The 22,937-nt window shown below is 57.7% G+C and carries 18 protein-coding genes and 1 tRNA gene; 13 read left to right on the top strand and 6 right to left on the bottom strand.

Going from position 1 to position 22,937, the window contains the following annotated elements; all coding sequences use genetic code 11:
* Positions 1 to 22 precede the first annotated feature (22 nt).
* The 5 genes from gatC (at position 23) to AB3X55_01470 (ending at position 5,643) form a co-directional block, all read left to right on the top strand.
* Entirely contained in the window at positions 23 to 310 is a 288-nt protein-coding gene (gatC, locus tag AB3X55_01450) for an Asp-tRNA(Asn)/Glu-tRNA(Gln) amidotransferase subunit GatC (GenBank protein ID MEX0502244.1), read from the top strand.
* Positions 310 to 1,791 (top strand): Asp-tRNA(Asn)/Glu-tRNA(Gln) amidotransferase subunit GatA, encoded by a 1,482-nt coding sequence (gene gatA / locus AB3X55_01455; protein MEX0502245.1) that lies wholly within the window; start codon positions 310 to 312, stop codon positions 1,789 to 1,791. Before gatC ends, gatA begins: the two co-directional genes overlap by 1 nt.
* The gene (gene gatB, locus AB3X55_01460; GenBank protein ID MEX0502246.1) at positions 1,788 to 3,242 is read left to right on the top strand and encodes an Asp-tRNA(Asn)/Glu-tRNA(Gln) amidotransferase subunit GatB; all 1,455 of its coding nucleotides are present in this window, start codon (positions 1,788 to 1,790) and stop codon (positions 3,240 to 3,242) included. Before gatA ends, gatB begins: the two co-directional genes overlap by 4 nt.
* Before the next feature lie 141 nt (positions 3,243 to 3,383).
* A tRNA-Ser gene (locus tag AB3X55_01465) sits at positions 3,384 to 3,475 on the top strand.
* 311 nt (positions 3,476 to 3,786) lie between these two features.
* The gene (locus tag AB3X55_01470) at positions 3,787 to 5,643 is read left to right on the top strand and encodes a hypothetical protein (protein ID MEX0502247.1); all 1,857 of its coding nucleotides are present in this window, start codon (positions 3,787 to 3,789) and stop codon (positions 5,641 to 5,643) included.
* Between the two features lie 115 nt (positions 5,644 to 5,758).
* On the opposite strand, the gene phnY is transcribed toward AB3X55_01470, so the two are convergent.
* The 3 genes from phnY to AB3X55_01485 form a co-directional block, all read right to left on the bottom strand.
* Positions 5,759 to 7,207 carry a phosphonoacetaldehyde dehydrogenase gene (phnY, locus tag AB3X55_01475; protein MEX0502248.1) on the bottom strand — a complete coding sequence of 483 codons (1,449 nt, stop codon included), beginning with the start codon at positions 7,205 to 7,207 and terminating at the stop codon, positions 5,759 to 5,761.
* A 96-nt stretch (positions 7,208 to 7,303) separates the two neighbouring features.
* Complete coding sequence (gene phnA / locus AB3X55_01480) at positions 7,304 to 8,548, bottom strand: phosphonoacetate hydrolase (GenBank protein ID MEX0502249.1); 1,245 nt, start codon at positions 8,546 to 8,548, stop codon at positions 7,304 to 7,306.
* Positions 8,549 to 8,665: 117 nt separating this feature from the next.
* The gene (locus AB3X55_01485; protein MEX0502250.1) at positions 8,666 to 9,853 is read right to left on the bottom strand and encodes a 2-aminoethylphosphonate--pyruvate transaminase; all 1,188 of its coding nucleotides are present in this window, start codon (positions 9,851 to 9,853) and stop codon (positions 8,666 to 8,668) included.
* Positions 9,854 to 9,957: 104 nt separating this feature from the next.
* On the opposite strand from AB3X55_01485, the gene AB3X55_01490 reads away from it, so the two are divergent.
* The 7 genes from AB3X55_01490 to AB3X55_01520 all read left to right on the top strand — a co-directional run bounded on the left by AB3X55_01490 (position 9,958) and on the right by AB3X55_01520 (position 19,074).
* Complete coding sequence (locus AB3X55_01490) at positions 9,958 to 10,860, top strand: LysR substrate-binding domain-containing protein (GenBank protein ID MEX0502251.1); 903 nt, start codon at positions 9,958 to 9,960, stop codon at positions 10,858 to 10,860.
* A 53-nt stretch (positions 10,861 to 10,913) separates the two neighbouring features.
* Positions 10,914 to 12,410, top strand: coding sequence for a sulfatase-like hydrolase/transferase (locus tag AB3X55_01495; GenBank protein ID MEX0502252.1), 1,497 nt, complete (start codon positions 10,914 to 10,916; stop codon positions 12,408 to 12,410).
* 311 nt (positions 12,411 to 12,721) lie between these two features.
* Positions 12,722 to 14,761: an ABC transporter substrate-binding protein gene (locus AB3X55_01500; GenBank protein ID MEX0502253.1), complete on the top strand. Its 2,040-nt coding sequence runs from the start codon at positions 12,722 to 12,724 to the stop codon at positions 14,759 to 14,761.
* 105 nt (positions 14,762 to 14,866) lie between these two features.
* Complete coding sequence (locus AB3X55_01505; protein ID MEX0502254.1) at positions 14,867 to 15,871, top strand: ABC transporter permease; 1,005 nt, start codon at positions 14,867 to 14,869, stop codon at positions 15,869 to 15,871.
* 3 nt (positions 15,872 to 15,874) lie between these two features.
* Complete coding sequence (locus AB3X55_01510; protein MEX0502255.1) at positions 15,875 to 17,023, top strand: ABC transporter permease; 1,149 nt, start codon at positions 15,875 to 15,877, stop codon at positions 17,021 to 17,023.
* A gap of 9 nt (positions 17,024 to 17,032) precedes the next feature.
* Positions 17,033 to 18,079, top strand: coding sequence for an ABC transporter ATP-binding protein (locus AB3X55_01515; protein MEX0502256.1), 1,047 nt, complete (start codon positions 17,033 to 17,035; stop codon positions 18,077 to 18,079).
* Positions 18,076 to 19,074: an ABC transporter ATP-binding protein gene (locus tag AB3X55_01520; protein MEX0502257.1), complete on the top strand. Its 999-nt coding sequence runs from the start codon at positions 18,076 to 18,078 to the stop codon at positions 19,072 to 19,074. Before AB3X55_01515 ends, AB3X55_01520 begins: the two co-directional genes overlap by 4 nt.
* 17 nt (positions 19,075 to 19,091) lie before the next feature.
* On the opposite strand, the gene AB3X55_01525 is transcribed toward AB3X55_01520, so the two are convergent.
* Entirely contained in the window at positions 19,092 to 20,033 is a 942-nt protein-coding gene (locus AB3X55_01525) for a Gfo/Idh/MocA family protein (GenBank protein ID MEX0502258.1), read from the bottom strand.
* Positions 20,034 to 20,180: 147 nt separating this feature from the next.
* On the opposite strand from AB3X55_01525, the gene AB3X55_01530 reads away from it, so the two are divergent.
* Positions 20,181 to 21,086, top strand: coding sequence for a DMT family transporter (locus AB3X55_01530; GenBank protein ID MEX0502259.1), 906 nt, complete (start codon positions 20,181 to 20,183; stop codon positions 21,084 to 21,086).
* A gap of 14 nt (positions 21,087 to 21,100) precedes the next feature.
* Here AB3X55_01530 and AB3X55_01535 read toward each other — a convergent pair whose 3' ends face one another.
* Both AB3X55_01535 and AB3X55_01540 read right to left on the bottom strand, forming a co-directional pair.
* The gene (locus tag AB3X55_01535; GenBank protein ID MEX0502260.1) at positions 21,101 to 21,418 is read right to left on the bottom strand and encodes a DUF4387 domain-containing protein; all 318 of its coding nucleotides are present in this window, start codon (positions 21,416 to 21,418) and stop codon (positions 21,101 to 21,103) included.
* Complete coding sequence (locus AB3X55_01540; GenBank protein MEX0502261.1) at positions 21,415 to 22,794, bottom strand: acyclic terpene utilization AtuA family protein; 1,380 nt, start codon at positions 22,792 to 22,794, stop codon at positions 21,415 to 21,417. The genes AB3X55_01535 and AB3X55_01540 overlap by 4 nt, the downstream gene beginning before the upstream one ends.
* Positions 22,795 to 22,937: the final 143 nt, after the last annotated feature.

The raw sequence follows: 22,937 nt of genomic DNA on the forward strand, positions 1-22,937 counted from the left end.
CAACAGGACAAAGCACAGCACCATGTCGGTTGACAATAGCACTGTTGCACGTATCGCAAGGCTGGCACGCATTCATGTCCCCGAGGACCGGCAGGAAACGCTGGCCGCGGAACTGAATGGCATTCTCGACTGGATCGAGGAATTGAACGAGGTCGACACCGACCGGGTGGAGCCGATCGCCAGTGTAACCGGTCATTCACTGCCGCGCCGCGAAGATGTTGTCAGTGATGGCAACCGGGTGGACGAGGTGCTGGCCAATGTGCCTGAAACCGCCAGTGGCTTTTTTGTTGTTCCAAAGGTGGTTGAATAATGTCCGATCTGTTGTCATTGAGCGCCGTTGCGGCGCGCGCCGCGCTTGATTCGGGCGAGATTTCCGCGCCAGAGCTGACCACCGCCTATCTGGAAGCCATCGAGACGACGGCGCCGCTGAACAATTACGTCGCCGTTGCCGCCGATCACGCGCTGGAGATGGCTTCAGCATCACAGGCCAGGATTGCGTCCGGCGAAGCAGGGCTGATCGAGGGGATCCCGGTCGGGGTGAAGGACATGTTCTGCACCGCCGGTGTTACCAGCACCGCCTGTTCACGCATTCTCGAGGGCTTTACACCAACCTATGAAAGCACTGTCACCGCCAATCTGTGGCGCGAGGGCGGGGTAATGCTTGGCAAGCTGAATTGTGATGAATTCGCGATGGGGTCCGGCAACGAGACCAGTGCCTTTGGTCCGGCGATCAATCCCTGGCAGGCCTCAGACGGTGTCGATCTGGTGCCGGGTGGATCATCCGGCGGTTCGGCGTCGGCAGTGGCCGCGCGGTCGGCATTGCTGGCCACGGGAACCGATACCGGCGGGTCGATCCGCCAGCCTGCCGCATTCTGCGGTATCGTTGGTATGAAGCCGACATATGGCCGTTGTTCGCGGTGGGGCATTGTGGCGTTTGCGAGTTCGCTTGACCAGGCAGGCCCGTTCAGCCGCACCGTTGCTGACAATGCCTTGATGCTGCAGGCCATGGCCGGCCATGATCCGAAGGATTCCACCTCCGCTGCCGCGCCGCTTCCCGACCTGATGGCGGCGCTCGACAAGGGCGTGAAGGGAATGAAGATCGGGGTGCCGTCCGAATATGTGATGGACGGCATGGACAGCGAGGTTGTGGCACTTTGGGAGCAGGGGCAGGCCTGGCTTCGCGATGCCGGGGCCGAGCTAGTCGAGATTTCACTGCCGCACACAAAATATGCGCTTCCTGCCTATTACATCATCGCACCTGCCGAGGCGTCGTCGAATCTTGCCCGGTATGACGGTGTCAGGTACGGGTTGCGCGTCGAAGCGGGATCGCTGGACGAGATGTATGCCGAAACGCGCGCCGCCGGATTTGGCGAGGAAGTGCAGCGCCGTATCCTGATCGGCACCTATGTGCTGTCGGCCGGCTATTATGATGCCTACTACCTGAAGGCGCAGAAGGTCCGTCGTCTGATCAAGCAGGATTTCGACGATGCGTTTGAAACCGTCGATGCCATCCTGACGCCGGCGACACCGACTGCCGCCTTTCCGGTCGGGCGCAAGGTCGATGACCCGGTCACAAACTTTCTGAATGATGTGTTCACGGTGCCTGCGAATCTTGCCGGTCTGCCGGGTATGGCGCTGCCGGCCGGGCTGAATGGGGATGGTCTGCCTCTGGGGCTGCAGATCCTCGGTCGCCCGTTTGATGAAGCACGCCTGTACAGCATCGGCCGCGTGATCGAGGATGCTGCCGCGTTCAGCGCGGTGCCGCAACGCCGGGCAGGAGGAGCGTCATGAGCAATCTTGTCGAAGGCCGCACTGGCGAATGGGAAGTTGTCATCGGGCTTGAGGTTCACGCCCAGGTTGCCTCGAATGCCAAACTTTTCTCCGGCGCGCCGACGGCATTTGGTGCCGAGCCGAATGCAAATGTGTCGCTTGTCGATGCAGCGATGCCCGGCATGCTGCCTGTGATCAACCAGGAATGTGTCCGCCAGGCGATCCGCACCGGGCTTGGCCTGAAGGCCGAGATCAATCTGGTCAGCGTGTTTGACCGGAAGAATTATTTCTATGCCGATCTGCCGCAGGGCTATCAGATCAGCCAGTACAAACAGCCGATTGTCGGCGAAGGCATGCTGCGTCTGGACATGCCGGACGGCACCACCCGCGAGATCGGGATTGAACGTCTGCATCTTGAACAGGATGCCGGCAAGTCGATGCATGACCAGCATCCGTCAAAGAGCTATATCGACCTGAACCGGACCGGTGTGGCGTTGATGGAGATCGTCTCGGGTCCCGATATGCGTTCCGCCGCCGAGGCGGCCGCCTATGTCAGGAAGCTTCGGTCTATCCTGCGCTATCTCGGAACCTGTGACGGCAATATGGAGGAAGGGTCGCTTCGCGCCGATGTGAATGTGTCGGTGCGCCGCCCGGGTGAGCCGTTTGGCACCCGCACAGAGACCAAGAACCTGAATTCACTGCGGTTTATCCAGCAGGCCATTGATTATGAGGTGGCCCGCCAGATCGAGATTATCGAGGATGGTGGTGAGATCGACCAGGAAACCCGTCTGTTCGACACCTCGACCGGCACGACCCGGGCGATGCGTTCGAAAGAGGATGCGCATGATTACCGGTATTTCCCGGATCCCGACCTGCTGCCGCTGGTGATTCCGCAGGAGGAGGTCGAGGAGCTGAATGCGGCTCTGCCCGAGCTTCCCGACCAGATACGTGAACGGCTGATCGGCGATTACGGGCTGTCGGCCTATGACGCCTCGGTGATCATCGAGGAACGCGAGACAGCCGCCTATTACGAGGCCGCCAGTGCCGGCCGCGACCGCAAGCTTGTTGCCAACTGGATGACGGTAGAGTTGTTCGGCGCCCTGAACAAGTCCGGGCAGTCGCTTGCCGACTGCAAGGTGACGCCGCAGGCACTTGGCGGGCTTGTCGCGCTGATCGAGGATGGCACCATTTCCGGCAAGATTGCCAAGGATGTCTTTGCGACAATGTTCGAGACCGGCAAGGATGCCGCAGCAATTGTCGAGGAACAGGGGCTGAAACAGGTATCGGACAGCGGTGCCATTGAATCGATGATCGATGCTGTGCTGGCCGCCAATCCGGACAAGGTTGATGAATACCGGGGTGGCAAGGACAAGCTGTTCGGCTTTTTTGTCGGCCAGGTGATGAAGGCTTCACAGGGTCAGGCCAACCCCGGCATGGTCAACCAGCTGCTGCGCGCAAAGCTGGATGGCTGACCCCGGTCAGGCGACCCCGTTCAGGCTGACGATTTCCGATTTGACAGCAGGCTTTTTCAAAGCTAGGAAACACCCTGCATACGCCGTGTATCTTCTCCGGTCCGTTGCACGCATCTGATGCGTGTCGGGTCCGGCCCCGGCGGAGGGGTGGCCGAGTGGCTGAAGGCGGCGGTTTGCTAAATCGTTAAAGGGGGAAACCCCTTTCCGGGGTTCGAATCCCCGTCCCTCCGCCATTTTCTCTTATAGTCTGTTGAACAGGGCTGGCCTTCGGGTGGCTTTCTATCGTCACTCCGTCATCTGTGACCGCAGCGTGGCCTGGCATTTCCTGCGCTCAGTCAGCCTTTGTGTCGTCTTTACAAAGGCTTCAGCGCGGTTGCCTACTGGGAGTTCAGCGATAAGAAGAACGATCAGTGCAAATCTACTTTAGTATACCCTTTCTTTCCAATAATACTTGTTTCAAGCTTGCGTTGGCCGTGCCTGACCGTGATGGGTGTTTGGTGGTCGGGCTTGCAGAGTGATGTGACTGGTGAGAAGGATGACAGGGATGAAGCGTATCAAGTTCTATATCGACACCATGCTGGGGTCTGGTTCCAATGGGCTCCTGACCTGGCTTGCCGTTGTGTCATTTGCCTTTGTTTTTGTCATCAGCGTCTTGACCTGGCTTGTTGGCATGGGTGACTACGAGAATTTTGGCGACCTGCTATGGGACTTCACCATGCGCGCCCTGATGCCGGAATCCATCGATGCCGGTGCCGGTTCGGTCGGATATCTGCTGACACTTCTGCTGCTGACCCTTTTTGGCATCTTTGTATTGTCGATCCTGATCAGCTTTCTGTCGACGATCATCGATGCCAGAGTGCGCGAAGTCGCCCAAGGCCTGCAGCCGTTTCCATTTGGTGGTCATACGGTCATTCTTGGCTGGTCGTCGCGCGTTCCGGCGATTGTTGAAGAGCTGGTTCTGGCCAATGAAAGTGAGGAAAACTCCCGATTGGTCATCGTTTCCAATCTTGAACATGAGGAACTCGAAACATCAGTAAAGCGCTACATAGGCGCGACCAAAAATACCCGATTGTTCTGGCGGAGCCGCAAGCTTGATTCCTTCAAGACGTTCGACAACCTCAACATCAAAGGTGCAAAACGGATTGTCGTGCTGGCGGATGAATCGGACGAGACGCTGCATCTGGCACGGCTGAAAGCCACTATTTCATTGTATAATTACTTCGATCAGGCGGGACTGCCGGCCCCGGGAATACTGGTTGAGGCAAGCGACGAAAGCGAAGCCTCCAGCCTGATGGCCGGGTCAAAGGGCAGGGCGATCCCCGTCATTGTGTCCGACCTGCCAGCGCGGCTGATCGTCGAAACCACATTTCAGCCCAATCTTCCGAGTGTCTATGAAGAGTTGCTCAGCTTTGAGGGCAATGAAATCTATGTATCTGAAACCGTGGGCAGTCTTGGATTGGCGGAAATGAATTTCCGGACAGCGTCAGCCCAGTTTTCAAGCTGCATTCCGGTCGGTGTCGTTACCGGGGATGAGCAGGTCCTGATAAACCCTGATGAAAGCAGGGTTCTGGATGCTGCCGATGCGCTGATCATCATCGCCGAGGATGATTCCTTGATCAAAGTCGTCCCGAACAGCGATCCCCTGGTTTCGGCAGGCAAGGATGTTCAACTGTCCATTTTCAATGCGGAAAGCGACACGCAGGCGCTGAATGTCTCATTAATCGGTTATTCGCATTCGACGCCGGAAATTGTCGACAAGCTTGTGCAGACCGGTCGGTGCAACCTGACCCTCGTCATTGATGATGCTGAAAGAATTGATGCCGCGACACGGTCACAGCTCGAGGCCGGCAATGCAACGGTGCTGGAATCTGGCATGACCGAAGACCCGATGTTGAAATCGGCAAGCGTGGCCAAAGCTGACACAGTGATCATATCCAATTTCAATGCGGATCAGCCCGGTAATTCCGATCTTGAAATCATGCGCTCGATCCTGATGATGAGCCAGCAATTGGCGTCATCTGACGGCCCCCATATCATTGCTGAACTGAACGCCTCTGATTCCCGCGACATGATGGCAGAACTGTTTGATCTGGATTTCGTCGTCAGTGACAAGATCGGGAGCAAGATTTTTGCGCAATATGTCGAAAACCCACATCTGATTCAGGTGATCGATTCTCTGGTCTGTTCCGGAAGGCATCGGATCATCATTCGCCAGCTTGCAGGTGACCTGGCGTTGGGTACCAGTTTTGGTTCTCTTCGGCAGATAGCGCACGCGAATGGCAGGATCCTGATTGGCGTCAGGGTTGTCGATGATCAGCGCACCATGTCGATGATCAATCCCGGCGATGCGACCATCATTCCAGCTACCGCAACGCTGGTCGAGGGCGTGTTTATAGAATAGGCCACCACCCCATGAAGGGCGGCGACGGTTGCTTGCTGCGCCATCATGCCGGGCGGTGGTGGCGGAAAAACCTACCATCCACCCGTTTCAGGTCGGCCCTGCCGGTCCGGCTGTCCTAGTTTGGCCAGGGCAGGGAATAGGTCTTCACATTGGTGAAGAACTTCATCGCCTCCAGCACGCCTTCCTTTACCCCGTTGCCGGAATCCTTGATACCGCCGAACGGGGACATCTCGATCCGGTAGCCAGGCTGTTCCCAGATATTCACCGTGCCGACATCCAGGCCCTCAATATAGTTTGTCGCCCGAATCAGGTCATTCGTACAGACACCGGATGACAGGCCAAAGGCAGTGCTGTTGGAAATGGCCATGACCGCCGCGTCGTCATCCGGAACCCGAACGATCGGAACAATCGGTCCAAAGGTCTCTTCCATCACCAGGTCACTGTCATGCGGCACATGATCAATCACGATCGGTGGAAGCAACGCGCCGTCACGCCCCGGGTGATAGAGAATTTTCGCTCCCTGCTTTTCAGCCGCGAAGACCCGCTCTTCGAACAGGGCGGCCGCATCGGCGTTGATCACACAGCCAAGCTGTGTATCGGGGTCCATCGGGTCGCCAAAACGGATGGCCTTGGCCTTTTCAAGAATCAGCGGGACCAGTTCGTCTGCAATGCTTTCCTGTACCAGAATACGTTTGACCGCAGTACAGCGCTGGCCGGAATTGCCGGTGGCCCCGGCGACGGCAATGGTGGCCGCCTTCTCGATATCAGCCCCCGTCAGGTCATTCAGGATGATCAGCGGGTCGTTGCCGCCAAGTTCCAGCGCGGTGCGGCGATAGCCGGCCTTTTCGGCAATCATCTTGCCGACCGGAACGCCGCCGGTGAAGGTGATGATGTCGATGTTCGGGTTGGTGATCATCTCATCGCCAATATCCGCCGGCATGCCGGTCACGATCTGGAACATCTCTGGTGGCAGCCCGGCCTCATACAGGATGTCGGCAAGGGTGATCGCGGTCAGCGGTGTCTGTTCGGTCGGCTTGCAGACCATGCAGTTGTTGGTGGCGATTGACGGCGCGATCTTGTGTGCGACCATGTTCAGCGGGTGGTTGAAAGGGGTGATTGCCGAAATGGTGCGTACCGGTTCACGCTTGGTGAAAATCTTCCGACTCTTGCCATGCGGGGTCAGGTCACAGGAAAAAATCTGTCCATCATCCTGGATCGCCAGCTGACCCGCCAGCGTGAACACATCATAGGACCGGCCCGTTTCATACAGTGAATGCTGTTTACAGATGCCAAGCTCAAGCGTCAGCCAATGGGCGATTTCCTCGCGCCGCTCGCGGATCAGTTCCGCCGCGCGGAACAGGATCTGCTGACGTTCATAGCGGGTCAGGGTCGGCTTGTAGTTGGCAGCGATGGAAAATGCCTTGCGGGCATGTTCGGCGGTGCCGGCCGGCACCGTGCCGATCACCTCGTCCGTGTAGGGATAGCGAACCTCGACAACCTTGTCGGTGTGGACGGTCTCGCCGCCAATGCGCATGCCTTCGCGGCGGATGGAATGTTCTGACATAGTGAAGTTTCCGTTCTGTTGATCGCCGGCCGATATGATTCTGGCTGGCTGTGGGCCGGTTTTGTGCCGATGAAGATCTGTTCTGATGTGGGTTCCCTATTGGGACGCGGCAATAGCCGCATAATGGAACGCGTCGAAATTGCGCAATGTCGGGGCCGATGGAAGTTCGATCTTCCGATTGACGATGAACGGCACTTCCTGCTCGGTCAGTCCGCCATGACTGCGCAACGGTTCCTTCAGCGCGGCAAGATCGTGCCGGTCCTCGGAGGTGCCGATGGTCATGTTTTCTTCCGACACGATCACGATGTCGCCAATCCGGTCGGCAGGCAGCTCAAAGCGCCGCACCGCCTCGTCACGGTCGATCACAAGCATGATGCCATCGAGGGCGGCAAGCCTGTTGCTGATCTCTCTCGCATCCGCGTCATCCGGAAGATAGGCGGTGGCAAAGGATCCCAGCGCGCCGTGATGAACCACATACGGATCGGTGATCGGCAGAATCACCCGCGCGGCAGCTGTGCCGAGCCATTCATCCAGACAATCCTGAACATAGACAACGGCAGGATCGCCGGCCTTGTCATGCTTTGGCTTCATGCCGTGGTCTGCCGTCAGGATAATGGTTGCGCCAAGGTCATCAAGTTGCCCCAGATAGCCGTCGACCATGGCGTGGAAATCCAGTGCTCCCTGTTCGTCGGGCGCGAATTTGTGCTGGATGTAATCGGTGGTCGACAGATACATCACATCAGGCTGCCATTCGGTCAGCAGCTTGACGCCGGCGGCAAAGACAAATTCCGACAATTCGCCGGAATAGACCTCCGGCACAGGCCGACCAAGCCAGGCACTGGCATCATCGATGCCGTTGGCCGCCTTTGTTGCCTGGTCGGCCCGCTCGGAGGAAAAGCAGATCGCACGATCATCATCGAAGGACAGTCCGGCTCCGAGAAGCGCGCGAAGCTTGTCTTTGGCCGTGACCAGCGCCACTCTGGCGCCAGCGGCGTAATAGCCTGAAAAAATCGTTGGCGCGCGCAGGAAGCGCACGTCATTCATCATCACTTCTTCACCGGTTTCCGGCTCAAAGAGATAGTTCCCGCAAATGCCATGAACGGCTGGTGGTCGGCCGGTGGCGATCGACATATTGTTGGGATTGGTGAAGGACGGAATGACCGAATGGGCAATCCGGCTTGTTCCCTTATAGCGGATGCGTTCCAGATTCGGCATCAGTCCACGTTCAGTGGCAACATCAAGATAGGCTGGCTCGCAGCCGTCAAGGCAGATCACGATAGCGCAGGTCTTTGGGGCTTCGTAGCGTCGGCCATTGGTTTCAACTGAAGTGGTAAATGCCATGTTTAGTTTCCCGTGTTTCTGTCCGATAACCGGCTCATTAGGTGATTACAGTAATTGATCTGGTTGCCCCTGATCTGGTTGCCCCTGATCTTGTTACAATTCATTCGACCGCGCTCGTCACGCGGACAGTTTCTGGCGTTCTGCCAGGGCGTCTTCTGGCGGTGCCGCGTTGGCAACACCCATTTCGGTCAGCGCATTGGCAGCGGCGGTGGCGACATTCTCCATCACCGCCGCGTCCATGCGGCCAATACATCCAATGCGGAAACTGTCGACGAGTGTCAGTTTGCCTGGATAGATAATATAGCCTTGACGCTTCATCAATTCATAGAATTGCGCGAAGTCGAAAGCCGGGTCCGCCGGGCTGAAGAAGGTCACAATGATCGGTGATAGCCAGCGCGCATCTAACAGGGTTTCAAACCCGATTTTCCGCATGCCGGCGACAAGCACATCGCGGTTCTGCGCATAACGTTCCCCCCGTGCCGCCACGCCGCCTTCAGCCTCGTGCGCCTTCAATGCCTCGATAAAGGCCGCGACGACATGCGTTGGCGGGGTATAGCGCCACTGTCCGGTCTTTTCCATGGCGGCCCACTGGGCATAGAGATCAAGGCTCAGTGAATGGGCGTTGCCTTTGCTGGCTTCGAGAGCGTCACGCCGCGCCAGAACAAAGCTGAATCCCGGTACGCCTTCGATACATTTGTTCGCCGATGACACCACCGCCTCAAAGGCAATCCTGTCAGGCTGAAGGTCAATTGCACCAAAGGCCGACATGCTGTCGATCAACAGCCTTCGGCCTGCGGCTGCGGTTGCGTCGGCAATTTCGGCAAGCGGGTTCAGAATACCCGAACTTGTCTCGCAATGTATCGCCATGACATGCGTGATTGCCGGATCCGCCGCGATCGCGGCGGCCACTTCGTCACCGCGCGGCGGCAGGTAATCGCCCTTGTCGATCACGGTTACCTGTCGCCCGAGATAGCGCACCGTTTCAGCGGCCCGGGCACCATAGGCGCCGTTTGACAACACCAGCACCTTGCCGTCGCGCGGCAGGAAGGTGCCAAGCATCGCTTCGACGCCAAAGGTTCCGGACCCCTGCATCGGAATGCATTCATAGGCATCCGCCCCGTTGCCGAGAAGGGCCAGCAACCGGCGTCGCAGATCGGCTGTCAACGCTCGAAAATCATCATCCCAGCTGCCCCAGTCACGCAGCATCGCGCGCTTCACCTCGATGGATGTCGTCAGCGGTCCCGGTGTCAGAAGATAGGGTTCACCCAGCTCGGGTGCCGGAAAGCGTGGATTGCCGTCTTTCATTTCGGTGTCTCCGTGAACAAGCATGATGATACTGGCCGGAAACCAGATATATGTATAATCTTTATTGTGAATATATATATAATTTCAGCCTATGGAATTCTTCAATGCGATACGCCCAGATCAGAGCCTTTCATCATGTCGCGCTTTGCGGTGGGTTTTCCCGCGCTGCCGATGCGCTCGGCCTGTCCCAGCCGGCGCTGTCAGAGCAGGTTCGCCAGCTTGAAGCGACCTATGACCTGCTGCTGTTCCGTCGCCAGAACAGACGCGTGGAACTGACCGAGCGGGGACAGGAATTGTTCAAATTGACAAGTGCCTTCTTTGAAGGTGAAGTGGCAATTTCCAGCTTTCTGGACGGTGCCCGTGGAGACGTGCGCGGGCCGTTGCGGATCATGGTGGACTCCACCGCCCATGCCACCGGACCGTTGCGGCGCTTTCGCGAGCGGCATCCGGATGTGCGGCTTGATATCAGCCACGGCAATTCGCGTGAGGTTCTGGCCGCGCTGCGCGCCTATGATGTCGAGGTCGGCATCTTTGGCAGCCAACCCGATGCCAGCGATCTGACGATGGTTGAGCTGGGGCTGTCACCCATTATCGCGATTGCCGGGCCGGATGCCTTCAGCGCGGCACCAGACAGCACGCCCCCGGACAGCATTCCAATTTCGAGGCTGGCCGAATTCCCGTTGATTTTTCGCGAGCAGGGGTCGGAAACGCAGGCGCGTGTCATGCGGGCTGCAAAACAGGCAGGTGTGAAGCTTGATGCCGTGATCATCGCCGAGGGGCGCGAGGCCGTTCGCGACCTGGTCGCCGAGGGATTTGGCATCGGCTTTGTCTCCGAAGCCGAGATTGGCAATGACATCAGACTTCGGCGGATCAGGCTGCAGGGCGTCAGCCCGTCAATGCCGGAAACGCTTGCCCATCTGTCGGCGCGGGCCGAAGTGCCGGTTATTCGCAGCTTCATGCGCACGCTTGCCAAACCTGACGCCAAGGACATACAGTCGCGCAGTTGATCATGCTCGATGACGTGATCTGTGCCGTTTTATATGACCGTGAGACCTGAATTATGGCGCGTCCCAATGTTCTGTTTGTGGTGTTTGACCAGATGCGGGCGGACTGTCTGTCCGGCGCGCTTGGAGACACTGTTGCGCTGCCCAATCTGCGGGCTTTCATGGATGACAGTGTTGCCTTTACCAACCATGTATCGGTGACCAGCCCGTGTGGTCCGGCGCGTGCCTCGCTGCTGACCGGACAATATGCAATGAACCACAGATCGGTGCGCAATGGCACGCCATTGGCTATGGACAAGCCTAACCTGGCTACCGAGTTGCGACGTGGTGGTATCACGCCGGTTCTCTATGGCTATACCGATACGGCTGCCGATCCCCGGCATTATGCCGCCGATGATCCGGTTTTGACGTCCTATGAACAGGTAATGAATGGCTTTCTCGAGGCGCTTGAGTTGCGGTTTGACGACAGCCGAACCTGGCGCGGGCATCTCGAGACGCACGGATATGATGTTCCGGCCGGCAATGATCTCTACATCCCGGTTGGTGACAGTCCCAATGCACCTGCGCTTTATCAAGCCGAACACAGTGATACGGCCTTCCTGACCGATCGGATGCTGGAAGACCTGCCGACACGCGGTGATGGATGGTGTGCGCATGTCACTTTCATCAGACCGCATCCGCCCTTTGTGGCACCGGCACCTTTCAACAGCCTTGCAGATCCAGCGGCAATGCCTGCACCTGCCGGCGGCGACGGCGCGGCATTTGCAGCGGCACATCCCTTCAACGCGCAGGCGATGGCCTATCGCCAGGCGCGCGACATGGTGTGCGGCTTTCCCGATCTGGCGCCATCGCCGCAGACAACAGCCATGTTGCGGGCTGTCTATATGGGGTTGGTGGCCGAGCTTGATCATCATTTCGGGCGGATCATTACTCATCTGAAATCACGGGGTCAGTACGAGAACACGCTGATTGTGGTCACGTCCGACCATGGCGAGATGCTGGGCGATCATGGATGCTGGGGGAAAATGAACTATCTTGATGCCGCATTTCGCGTTCCCTTGATGATTCGCGTGCCTGGTGCAGACCCAGCCCGCGTGACCCACCCGACCGAATCGGTTGACGTCATGCCAACGATCCTTGACTGGCTTGGACAGGATAGCCCGGACAGTGTGGATGGGCATTCGTTGTTGCCGCTGGCAAGAGGTGAGCTGCCGCAGGGGTGGCGTGATTGCAGCGTCTCCGAACTTGATTTCGGCGATCCGGTGACGCCAACCGCAGCCCAGACGGAGCTTGGCCTGTCATCGCAGGAGTGCGGGGTTGCGATCCTGCGCACGGAATCGCATAGCCTGATCCATTTCAATGGGGGGCTTCCGCCAATTCTGTTTGATCATGAAGGCGACGGCGAGGCACGCAATATCGCCGGGGACAGCGGGGCTGACGCCATCAGGTTGCGTCTGCTGGAACGGTTGCTGACGCATCGCATGCGCCATGCCGAAGGCCGGTTTTCCCGCACGATGATCACCCCTGAAGGTGCTGTCAGAGGTGATCATTAAATCAAAAATGTAACACATTTGACGCATAGCCCCCTTGTCACATCTCTGTAACCAATGCAGTCTATTTTTTATGTTGGCGGCTTCGGGCGACGGGGACGCACCGGTTTCTTCGAACAGGTGTCACCCATCAAGCGTGGTCAGCTTGCACTGTAATGCCGCATCTGGAGGGGAGGTTGCGATATATACGGAATAGGGCTGCCAGTCTGGCTTAGATGTTCCTATGCAATCTCAAATCATAAAAATGACCGTGGTCCTGCGGGTGCTGTTGTGAAGAGCCCACTTTCGAGGCTCAGAGTAATCAGGAGAAGGCGATGAAAAAATATTTCCTTTCAACTTTGGCGTTGTTGGCCCTGCCGGTCAGCGCATATGCCAACTGCCCGGCTGTGACCGTTGCAGACATGAAGGGTGTGGCCAGTGGTGCCTATCCCCAGCAATTCGAAAAGGCTGAATTTGAAGCCGCTGCGGGTTGTTCCATGTCGTTCTCGGGAAACCCGGACAGTGCAGCATTGAATGCCAAGATCAAGGGTAACCCGGCCCTGCCGGCGCTTGCCGATCGTATTCCGGCCGAGCCGCTTGTTGTCGTACCGTATGACAGCGTTGGCAAGTATGGCGGCACCCTCGACGTGCTGTCGAACGCGACCGAAGCTGGCACATCGGACTTCCTGTCCGTTCGCCATGTGAACTTTGTACGTTTTTCGGATGATCTTCAGACCATCGTGCCGAACATTGCCAAGGGTTGGGAGTGGAACGACGATTTCACCAAGCTGACCTTCCATCTTCGCAAGGGCCACAAATGGTCGGATGGCGCGCCATTCACCAGTGCCGACGTGAAGTTTTATCATGACAATCTGATGCTCGACACGAACATCTTCGAAAAGCCGAAGGACTACATCACCGTCGGTGGTGAGACGATGACCGTCGATACGCCTGACGAGACAACGGTTGTCTTCAACCTGCCGTCGCCGAAGCCTGGCCTGCTGGCACACTTCGCGACATCCTATGCGCAGGGCTTCCAGCCAAAGCATTTCCTCGGCAAGTTCCATCCCGACATCAATGCCGACGCTGACAAATATGCGCAGTCGCTCGGTTTTGAGAATGGCTATGATGCCATCCGCGCCTATTACGGCAACTCGGACTGGACCGACACACCGTCGCCACTCCTGAGCCGTCCGGAAATCGCGGGTAACCTGCCACAGCCGGTTCTGCCGACACTGGAAAGCCACATCTACACGGTCGACACCACCGAGGGTCGTCATCTTGTGGCCAACCCTTACTTCCACCAGGTCGACCCGACCGGCCAGCAGCTGCCATACATCAGCGAGCAGGACGAGGTGTACAAGAACGACAACGAGGTTCGCCTGCTGTCGATCATCAATGGCGAGGTGGACTACAAGGCCCAGTCGCTTCAGCTTGCTTCGGCACCAGCGCTGCTGGACGGCCAGCAGGGTGGCAACTACACCGTCGATCTTCGTCCGGAAATCACGCTTGGCGTCTTTGGCTTCAACGTGACCCACGAGGATGAGGCCAAGCGCGCCGTCTTCGGTGACGTTCGTTTCCGTGAGGCAATGTCTGTTGCCATCAACCGCGACGAGCTGAATGAAGTTGGCTTCTTCGGCCAGGGCAAACCTCAGCAGTATATCGGTTTCTCGCCAAAGCCGGAGTTTGTCTCCGACAAGTGGCAGACCTACAAGACCGAATTCGACAAGTCGGCAGCGAATGCTCTGCTTGATCAGGTCGGGCTGAAGGACACCGATGGTGACGGCTTCCGCGAGCTGCCGAATGGCGACAAGCTGGTGCTGAACCTGAACTTCTCGACTCAGGGTATTGCTGGCCAGACCGTTGAACTGGTGTCGCAATACTGGGCCGATGTGGGCGTACAGTCGGTGGTCAAGGAAGTGACCCCTGACGAATACCGCTCGGCACAGTCGTCTAACAAGCTGGATGTCGTGATGTGGCGGAAGAGCCAGCCACTGGCCATTGTGCTTGGCAACAACGAGCTGTGGGTCCCGCCGTTTGAGAACTACTTCGGTGTTCGCAACGGCATGCTGTGGGCAGAGTGGGTTGACAGCAACGGCGCCAAGGGCGTCGAGCCGCCAGCCTATGTCAAGGATCTGATCGCTGACGTCAACGCCTTCCAGTCGGCTGACCAGTCCAGCGCCAAGTTCCGCGAGCTTGGTGAGCGCATGGTGAAGGCCATGGTTGAAAATCTGCTGTTCATCGGCACGGTCAATGCACCGGCACCGATGATCCATCACAACAACCTGAAGAACTTCACCAGCTTCCAGACACACTCGTACGAGTATTATCGGACCTATCCGTATCGTGCGACACAGTGGTGGCTGAGCGAATAGACTGAGATGTCTTGCATAATGTTTACCATGGGCGGCGTTCCTGCCGCCCATGGCCTTCCGACCAGTGCCGGCGCGCGGCACCTTTCTTCTGTATGAGGCATCTGCATGCTTCAATTTGGTAATTTTGTTCTGACGCGGGCCTTCATGGCGGTGATGACGCTTGTTATCGTCTCGCTTGTCGTGTTCACGCTCATGGAGCTGGTCCCCGGCGACTGTGCCGAGCGTTATCTGGCCTTCAAGAACACCCAAGGGTCCGGCATCTCGGTTGACGATATCGAGAATGAACGCCGCCGCCTTGGTCTCGACAAACCATTCTTTCAGCGCTGGGCGGTGTGGATCGGCAATGCCTTTCGTGGCGAATTCGGTGACAGCTGTATCCTTCGCGTCGATATTGCCCAGCTTCTTGGCTCCAAATACTGGCTGTCGCTCGGCGTCTGTCTTGCATCGCTGACACTGGCCTATGCCATAGCGATTCCGGTTGGCATCATTTCTGCCGCCAGCCGCAGCGCAACGATGAACAACACGCTGAAATTTGTCAGCTATCTTGGTCTGGCCATGCCGAACTTCCTGTTGGCGCTGATGATCATGCTGTTCTCGACGATCTATTTTGGAGAAACGCTCACCGGCCTGTTTTCCAAGGAATATCGGGACGCTGACTGGAGTTTCGACAAATTCGTCGATCTGCTGAAACATGCCTGGCTTCCCATTTTCATTCTTGGCTGGTCGGCAACCGCGTTTGCCCTGCAAACGGTGCGCGCCTTGATGTCGGATGAAATTGGCAAGCTGTATGTCACGGCGGCAGCTGCCCGCGGGGTTTCCGGACGCAAGCTTCTGTGGCGTTATCCGGCCCGTCACGCGCTCGGCCCGATCGTCAACAGCCTTGGTTTCGATCTCAACCGGGTGTTTAACGAACTGCCTATTGTGGCGCTGATCCTGACCCTGACCGATGCCGGAGCGCTGTTGATCGAATCACTGGCACGCTCGAACGACCAACAGCTTGCCGGTGCCATCATTTTCCTTCTGACGGCTTCGATTGTGGCGTTGAATTTCTTTACTGACGTCCTGCTGGCCATTCTCGACCCGCGTATCCGCAAGAGCATCATCAGGTAGACCATGGCAACTGATACCGTTCATCAGCAGACTGTTCGCGATCAAAAGGCGCGCGAGGCCTATTTCACCGCCTCGCAACGCCAGCTGGTCTGGGCCCGCTTCAAGAAGCAGCGTGCCGCGATGACAGCGGCGATGGTGCTTATGGTGCTGATCGTGTCGGGTATTTTCGCGCCGTTCCTGTCGCCCTATGACCCGACGATGGCGGGGCGGAACAAGGACTATCTGAATGGTGCGCCGAATGTGCCGATGTTCTGTGACAAGAATGGCTGTTCAATCCGACCCTTCCTTCACACGATTGAACGTGAACGGTCGATCAAGACAAATTTCCGCTGGGTCGAGACGATCAACGAGGACAAGCGCCGCTATGTCCAGTTCCTGGTTGCGGGATCGGAATACAAGCTTCTCGGCTTCATTCCGGCCAAGACACATCTGTTCGGTATTTCCGAGGGACGGATCCACCTGTTTGGCACGGATGCCAGTGGCAAGGACATCTTCTCGCGGACATTGCACGCCATCTGGACCTCGCTTCAGGTTGGCAGTATCGGCGTGTTCATCGCCTTTGTGCTGGCACTGATCATTGGCGGGATATCGGGATATTACGGGGGGTGGATTGATTCAGTCCTGCAGATGGTTACCGATGCCGTACGAACGGTGCCGGCGATCCCGCTGTTCATGGCGATCGCGGCCTTCATCCCGCAGGAATGGACCGCCGAGATGCGATTCTTCTTCATCTCGCTGATCCTTGGCCTGATTGGCTGGCCGACGCTGGCACGGCGGGTGCGAACGCATCTGCTGACGGAACGGAACCAGGAATATGTTCTGGCGGCACAGCTTTGCGGCGCGTCGTCGGGACATATTATCAGGCGCCATCTTCTGCCAAGCTTCACCAGCTACATCATCGTCGATCTGGTGATTTCATTTCCCTACATGGTGCTGTCCGAAACAGCTCTCAGCTTTATCGGACTGGGCCTGAAGGATCCGGTGAATTCGCTCGGTGTTATGCTGCAGAACGTCACAAGTGCCGATGTTCTTTTGAATTACCAATGGTATTTCATCCCGGTGATTTTCTTCATCACCCTCGTCATGGCGTTTGTCTTTGTCGGCGATGGGTTGCGTGACGCCGCCGATCCCTATTCGGATGCCGGTAAATAGGGGATGGCAATGGACAGGTTGATTGACGTTGAAAATCTGACCCTTCAGTTCCGAACCGACGAGGGGCTGATCACCGCGGTGGATAATGTCAGCTTCTCGCTGAAGCGGGGCGAGGTCATGGGCCTTGTCGGCGAAAGCGGGTCGGGCAAGTCCGTGACCGCCAAGGCGCTGATGCATCTCAATGCGTCGAATGCCATCTATTCGCCGGAAAGCAAGATCACGCTTCATACCGACACTGACAGCATTGATGTTCTGTCGCTGCGTCGGACCACCGACCTGAAAGTGGTGCGTGGCGGTGCCATATCGATGATTTTCCAGGAACCGATGGCCAGCTTTGCCCCGTCGATCACCATCGGCAAGCAGATGATCGAACAATTGCAGCTTCATGCCGAGATGAGCAAGGCGCAGGCACGCGAAATTTCCATCGAGATGCTGGACCGTGTCGGCATTTCCGACCCGTCGAGCCGCGTCGATCAATATGCGTTTGAATTGTCCGGTGGCATGCGCCAGCGGGCGATGATTGCAATGGCCTTGTCGACCAAGCCGCGATTGTTGATCGCCGATGAACCGACCACGGCGCTCGATGTGACGATCCAGGCTCAGGTGATCGATCTGATGAAGGAACTTGTCGATGAATTCAACATGGGCATCGTCTTCATCACCCACGATCTTGGTGTGGTTGCCCAGACTGCCGACAAGGTCAGTGTGATGTATCTTGGTAGGCTGATTGAAGAGGGGCCTGTTCGCGAGGTGATCCAGGACCCGCGCCACCCCTACACGAAGGGGTTGCTGGCGGCACTGCCACGTCTGGACGATCTGGACTCCCCACTTACCCCGGTGCCGGGTGACATTCCCTCGCCACTGGAACGGCCTAGCGGATGCGTGTTCAACACACGTTGCAGCGAGGTTGTAGGGCCGGCCTGTTCGGCAACGGTTCCACTCGAAGAGTGGGTTGATCCGGCACATCGTGTTGCCTGCCATATCTATGACGGCCATATCCATGACGGCCATATCCATGACGGCCATATCCATGATGGTAAGGAGGCATCATCATGAGCGACGATGTCTTGATTTCCACCTCTGGCCTGTCGGTTGGTTACAAGATTGGCAAGGGGATGTTCCAGTATTCGATCCTGAAGGCCGTGGACAATGTGTCGATCCATATCAACCGGGGATCGTTCTTCGGGCTTGTCGGGGAATCCGGGTCGGGCAAGACCACGCTTGGGCGGGCTTTGCTGAATGCCGTGCCGATCACCGGTGGCAGCGCAACCTATGATGATGGCGATGTCACATATGATCTGACAGAGATGTCAAAAGAGGACCTTGCCGACTATCGCCGCCGGGCGCAGCTGATTTTCCAGGATCCCTATGCCGCTTTGTCGCCGCGAATGACGGTTCGCGACATTATCGCCGAACCTCTGGAAGTGATGAAAATCACCTCCTCGCGTGAGGAAACGGATGAGCGTGTCCGCGAAATAGCCGCCCGCTGTCGCCTGAATCTCGAACATCTTCGCCGCTTCCCGCATGCCTTTTCCGGGGGTCAGCGCCAGCGTATTTCCATCGCCAGGGCGCTTGTGTCGCGTCCTCAGTTCATCGTGGCGGACGAAGCTGTCGCGGCGCTTGATGTATCGATCCAGGCGGATGTTCTGAACCTCTTGAAGCAGATCCAGTCGGAAATGGATTTGACCTTCATGTTCATCAGCCATGATCTGAGCGTTGTGGCCCATACCTGTGATTACGTGGCGGTGATGTATCTTGGCCGTCTTGTCGAAACGGCACCGACACGTCAGCTGTTTGCGGCACCGAAACATCCCTACACCAAGGCGCTGTTTTCGGCGATCCCGTCGCTGAACCCCGATGAGCGGGGACAGGCGCAGCGTCTTGAGGGCGAGATCCCTTCGCCGACCAATCAGCCGTCAGGGTGCAAATTCCACACCCGTTGTCCGCATGTCATCGACCGCTGTCGCACCGAAGAGCCAACGCTGGAAGCGGCCGACGGCGCGCATGAGGTGGCCTGTCACCGGTGGAAAGAGCTGTTTGCCACCGGGTGACCGTGGCGCAGGGCCTGTCAGGCGGCGACCATCGCGCCCAGGATGCGGGTCAGATGGCGTGACTGGGCAAGATCACTCTGTCGGCCCTCGGTCACGGCTGTGACGAAATCCTCGACCATCAGCTGATACTGGTCGCATTCGGCAAAGGCAATCTCGACACCCAGTCCCAGCATGCCGCCGGGCGTCTTGTCGCGATGCGCCCAGCGTCCCGTGGTGACAGGCGGTGGATTGAAGGGCACATCCAGGCGCGCCCAGCCGTCCGTGCCCACAAGTTGCACGCTCTGGCACAGGCTCAGGCCGCTGGAACAGGTAAAGTGGAGTACCTGTCCCTTGCCGAAATCGACGATGGCGGTGGCTGTCATTTCGACATCAAGGGCCTCTTCGGCTTCTTTGGTGACAGCCACAAGTTCCGGTGTGCCATCGAACAGCATCATTCCGGCCATCAGGCAATAGCATCCGATATCCCAGATCGGTCCGCCGCCCCATTCGGCAAAATTGCGAATATTGCCGGTTGGTTGCGGTGGGTAGGAAAAATGCGCGCTGATCTGTTTGCGCTGGCCGACATCAATGCCGCGGATCCAGTCCCATTGTGGATGATAGCGCACCATATAGCCGTCATAGAGATAGAGACCACTCCGCTCCGACGCTGCCTCGACTGTGTCGAGTTCGGCCAGTGACAGGGCCAGTGGTTTTTCACTCAGCACAGGCTTTCCAGCCTCAAGGGCGCGCACCGCCATCGGCACATGAAGATGGTTCGGCAAGGGGTTGTAAATGGCGTCGACATCTGGGTTTGCCAGCAGGTCGTCATAGCTGCACACCGTAACGTCACCCCACACAGGATCGGCACCACCACTGGCATCGCGACGGCCTATATGTGTAACCTCATGGCCGGCGGCGCGAATGGCCGGCAACAGCTTTTCGCGGGCAATCTTCGCATCACCCAGAATACCAAAACGCATTGTGACGGTTCCCTCTCATCATGTGCTGGTCCTGTTCCAGCTTCGGTCAGCGCGCGGCAAAGAACAAGACACCTTTTCCAGTTTTGCCAGACTGAGTCATGTGTCATCATCGCGATGTTGAAACCTGTTCCGATTGGCAACACCCCCGTGCCACGCATCAGAAATATTCTTGGTCGGATCCCGACCGACATGGTGGCCATCATCATCATGGTGGTTGCGCTCGGTCTTGCGGCATTGAGCGGCGCACTGATGAAGATCCTGACCGAAACGATGTCGCCGCCTCTCGTCAGCTGGTTTCGTTTTGTCGGATATGCGCTGTTGCTGATGCCGATCGCGCTCTGGCGGGTTGGACCAGCCTGTTTTAGGCCTGCCAGACCCCTTGTTCAGGTGGCGCGCGGGCTGATGCTGGCGGCTGGCAATGTGGCCTTCATGTATGGTGTGCGTCATGTTGATTACGCAAACGCCATCTCCATTCTCTACATCTATCCCTTCATCATGGTGGCGTTGTCGGTATGGGTTCTTGATGAACATGTGTCGAAATCTGCCTGGTTTGGTGTTGCCGGTGGATTTCTGGGTGTCTTGCTGGTGGTACGCCCCGATCTGGCTGGCATTGATCCCGCTGCGATGTTCATTCTGTTTACAGGTTTGATGGTGGCGCTGCAGATGCTGTTCAATCGCAAGCTTGGTGTGCTGTCTGATCCGGTGGTGGTGTCGCTATGGGGCGCACTTGCTGCGGCAACGGCATTGACCATCTCGGTGCCCCTTGTCTGGCAGGTGCCCAACGCCGACCAGATGGTACTGATTGGCTCTCTGGCTGTCCTGACGGCCCTCAGCCAGACATTGATGATCACCGTCATGTCGATGGCGTCAGCCGAAAAGGTCGCGCCCTTCACCTATTTCGAAATCATTGCGGCGGTTGTTTTTGGGTTGCTGATTTTCGGGACGCTTCCCGACATGCTTGCCTGGCTTGGGATGGCGCTCATCATCATCAGCGGAACGGTCGTCAAACGTCTCCCCGGTGTCTTGAAACTGCGCCGCCGCGAGAAATTCTGACAATCATCACAGCGTCATTCATTGCCGAATGTCAGCGTCAGAAGCGGCGCGTGCTGCTGCGCGCCATAGACATCGGTTTCGCCGACAGCGCCCGATGCCAAAGGACGCCGAAGGGTGGCCTTGATTGCATTGGCGGGTGCAAAGGCGATGATGGACAGAACATCGCCTTCATCCACACCGTAAAGGCGGGCAAGTGTGGGTGCATTGATGAGATCGCATCTCACAGCTTCATCGAACCAGAATGTCTCGGTGAAGATGACGTCCAGCGTCAGCTCATAAGGTCCGGCATTCTTCGATCTGATCACACTGGTCACATCGGCAAGACGGGTCATCTGCACCCTCCAAGCGGCATCATCTCTGCTGGAAAGGCGGCCTGAGGATCGGCGATCTGCATCAGGTGGTAGATGCTGAATTCATAGACCTCGCCGGCCTTGAAATCGGATGGTGAATAGGGAAATGCCAGATTGCCGGCAGTGGATTTGCGACCGGCATATCCAAAATGCAGCAATGTGGATCGGGCAAAGGCGCAGATGGCATCGGCCTGTGTCTGTGTTGACGCCACGGCCTCGATTACCAGCCCGATCTCATGCGGCTGTCGATCGCGTTCTGGCTCCAGCGACCCCATCACCCCGTCCCGGCCATAGGTGCGGAACAGCAAGGTGGCTTCATCGCCGGCAATCTGTGGGAATTGTGTTGCAACACTGGTTTGCACGCCGTCCAGAATTTCATCGATCCCTTCTATGAAGTCGGGCGCGCGCACGCCGGCAATGGACACGGTCCGATAGCCGGTGAGGCGGGCCCCTTCAAGCTTGACCATATGTGCCGCCGAGGGTTCGAAAACCGTTCCGCTGACCCTGACGCGCCGATCGTCAAGCTGGTCAAAGGAGGTCTGCGTGAGATCAATTATGCCCCCTGGGCCAGCCAGCCGGTAGGGGTCGGATTTTTCGTAAAGTGTATGGGCCGCCACCGAGGTCACGGTGCAGATACGTTCATCTGACAGGGTTTCCACCGTGAAACCGGTTTCATCAAGTGTGGCGAACATGCAGTCGGACCCGCTGCCCGGAACCGCCGCAATGGCGGCGCATTCGAGGATCTTGCCCATATGCAGGCTGAGCCCGACCGGATATCCGCGCATGATCGGCACCGCCGCGAATACGGCCGGATCATAGCATCGCCCCGCAACCACCACATCGGCCCCGTCGGCAAGTGCCCGGATCAGCGGCGCCTCGCCAATCTGCGCGACAATCTGCGTGGATGCGGCAATGGCCTCGTCTGTCAGCTCGGTGCCTGATGGCATGGGCTCTATCAGCCCGTTGGCAAGTGCGGAGTGAAGATTGCTGCTGTCCATATCGGTGGGAATAACGGCCAGGGTGCCTGTCAATCCATCCTCGGTAGCGATCTCGTTGATGATGTCAACGCACCAGTCCAGATGTGGTCGCGCGCCAGCGCCGCCGGCACTGCCGATCAGGACGGGAATGCCCTTCTCACGCCCGGCGGTCAGTATCAGCGCCAGGTCGCGTTTGACCGCAGGTCGTGTGGTAAAGGATATGCCGGCACCCAGATAATAGGGGCCCGGATCGGTCGATCCGGCATCAACGGCAATGACATTCGGGTTCTTCGCCAGCCCGGCCGCGAATGATGCCTCGGGAAATCCATATCCAAGAATGGCGGTTGGCGACAGAATTCGTATTGGTGGCAGTCTGGTCATGATATCAGGCTAGTCATCTGTCATGGGATCGGTCTGCAAGCCTAGCGCCATGACGGTTCTGTCGCCAGTTTCCAGTTTGGTCCGGCGATTGTGGGTGCGATATCCCGGCCGGCCCGTCGCGTCTGATCTCAACGCAATACGAC

This window comes from Alphaproteobacteria bacterium LSUCC0719 (assembly GCA_040839025.1).
Taxonomy (GTDB): Bacteria; Pseudomonadota; Alphaproteobacteria; order Puniceispirillales; family Puniceispirillaceae; genus UBA8309.

Coding starts and splice junctions, on each gene's coding strand:
- AB3X55_01535 (MEX0502260.1), bottom strand. CDS start 21,418: ATGACCCGTCTTGCCGATGTGACCAGTGTGATCAGATCGAAGAATGCC.
- AB3X55_01515 (MEX0502256.1), top strand. CDS start 17,033: ATGGACAGGTTGATTGACGTTGAAAATCTGACCCTTCAGTTCCGAACC.
- AB3X55_01485 (MEX0502250.1), bottom strand. CDS start 9,853: ATGAAAGACGGCAATCCACGCTTTCCGGCACCCGAGCTGGGTGAACCC.
- AB3X55_01490 (MEX0502251.1), top strand. CDS start 9,958: ATGCGATACGCCCAGATCAGAGCCTTTCATCATGTCGCGCTTTGCGGT.
- gatA (MEX0502245.1), top strand. CDS start 310: ATGTCCGATCTGTTGTCATTGAGCGCCGTTGCGGCGCGCGCCGCGCTT.
- AB3X55_01470 (MEX0502247.1), top strand. CDS start 3,787: ATGAAGCGTATCAAGTTCTATATCGACACCATGCTGGGGTCTGGTTCC.
- AB3X55_01505 (MEX0502254.1), top strand. CDS start 14,867: ATGCTTCAATTTGGTAATTTTGTTCTGACGCGGGCCTTCATGGCGGTG.
- AB3X55_01510 (MEX0502255.1), top strand. CDS start 15,875: ATGGCAACTGATACCGTTCATCAGCAGACTGTTCGCGATCAAAAGGCG.
- AB3X55_01540 (MEX0502261.1), bottom strand. CDS start 22,794: ATGACCAGACTGCCACCAATACGAATTCTGTCGCCAACCGCCATTCTT.
- AB3X55_01525 (MEX0502258.1), bottom strand. CDS start 20,033: ATGCGTTTTGGTATTCTGGGTGATGCGAAGATTGCCCGCGAAAAGCTG.
- AB3X55_01495 (MEX0502252.1), top strand. CDS start 10,914: ATGGCGCGTCCCAATGTTCTGTTTGTGGTGTTTGACCAGATGCGGGCG.
- phnY (MEX0502248.1), bottom strand. CDS start 7,207: ATGTCAGAACATTCCATCCGCCGCGAAGGCATGCGCATTGGCGGCGAG.
- gatB (MEX0502246.1), top strand. CDS start 1,788: ATGAGCAATCTTGTCGAAGGCCGCACTGGCGAATGGGAAGTTGTCATC.
- AB3X55_01500 (MEX0502253.1), top strand. CDS start 12,722: ATGAAAAAATATTTCCTTTCAACTTTGGCGTTGTTGGCCCTGCCGGTC.
- phnA (MEX0502249.1), bottom strand. CDS start 8,548: ATGGCATTTACCACTTCAGTTGAAACCAATGGCCGACGCTACGAAGCC.
- gatC (MEX0502244.1), top strand. CDS start 23: ATGTCGGTTGACAATAGCACTGTTGCACGTATCGCAAGGCTGGCACGC.
- AB3X55_01520 (MEX0502257.1), top strand. CDS start 18,076: ATGAGCGACGATGTCTTGATTTCCACCTCTGGCCTGTCGGTTGGTTAC.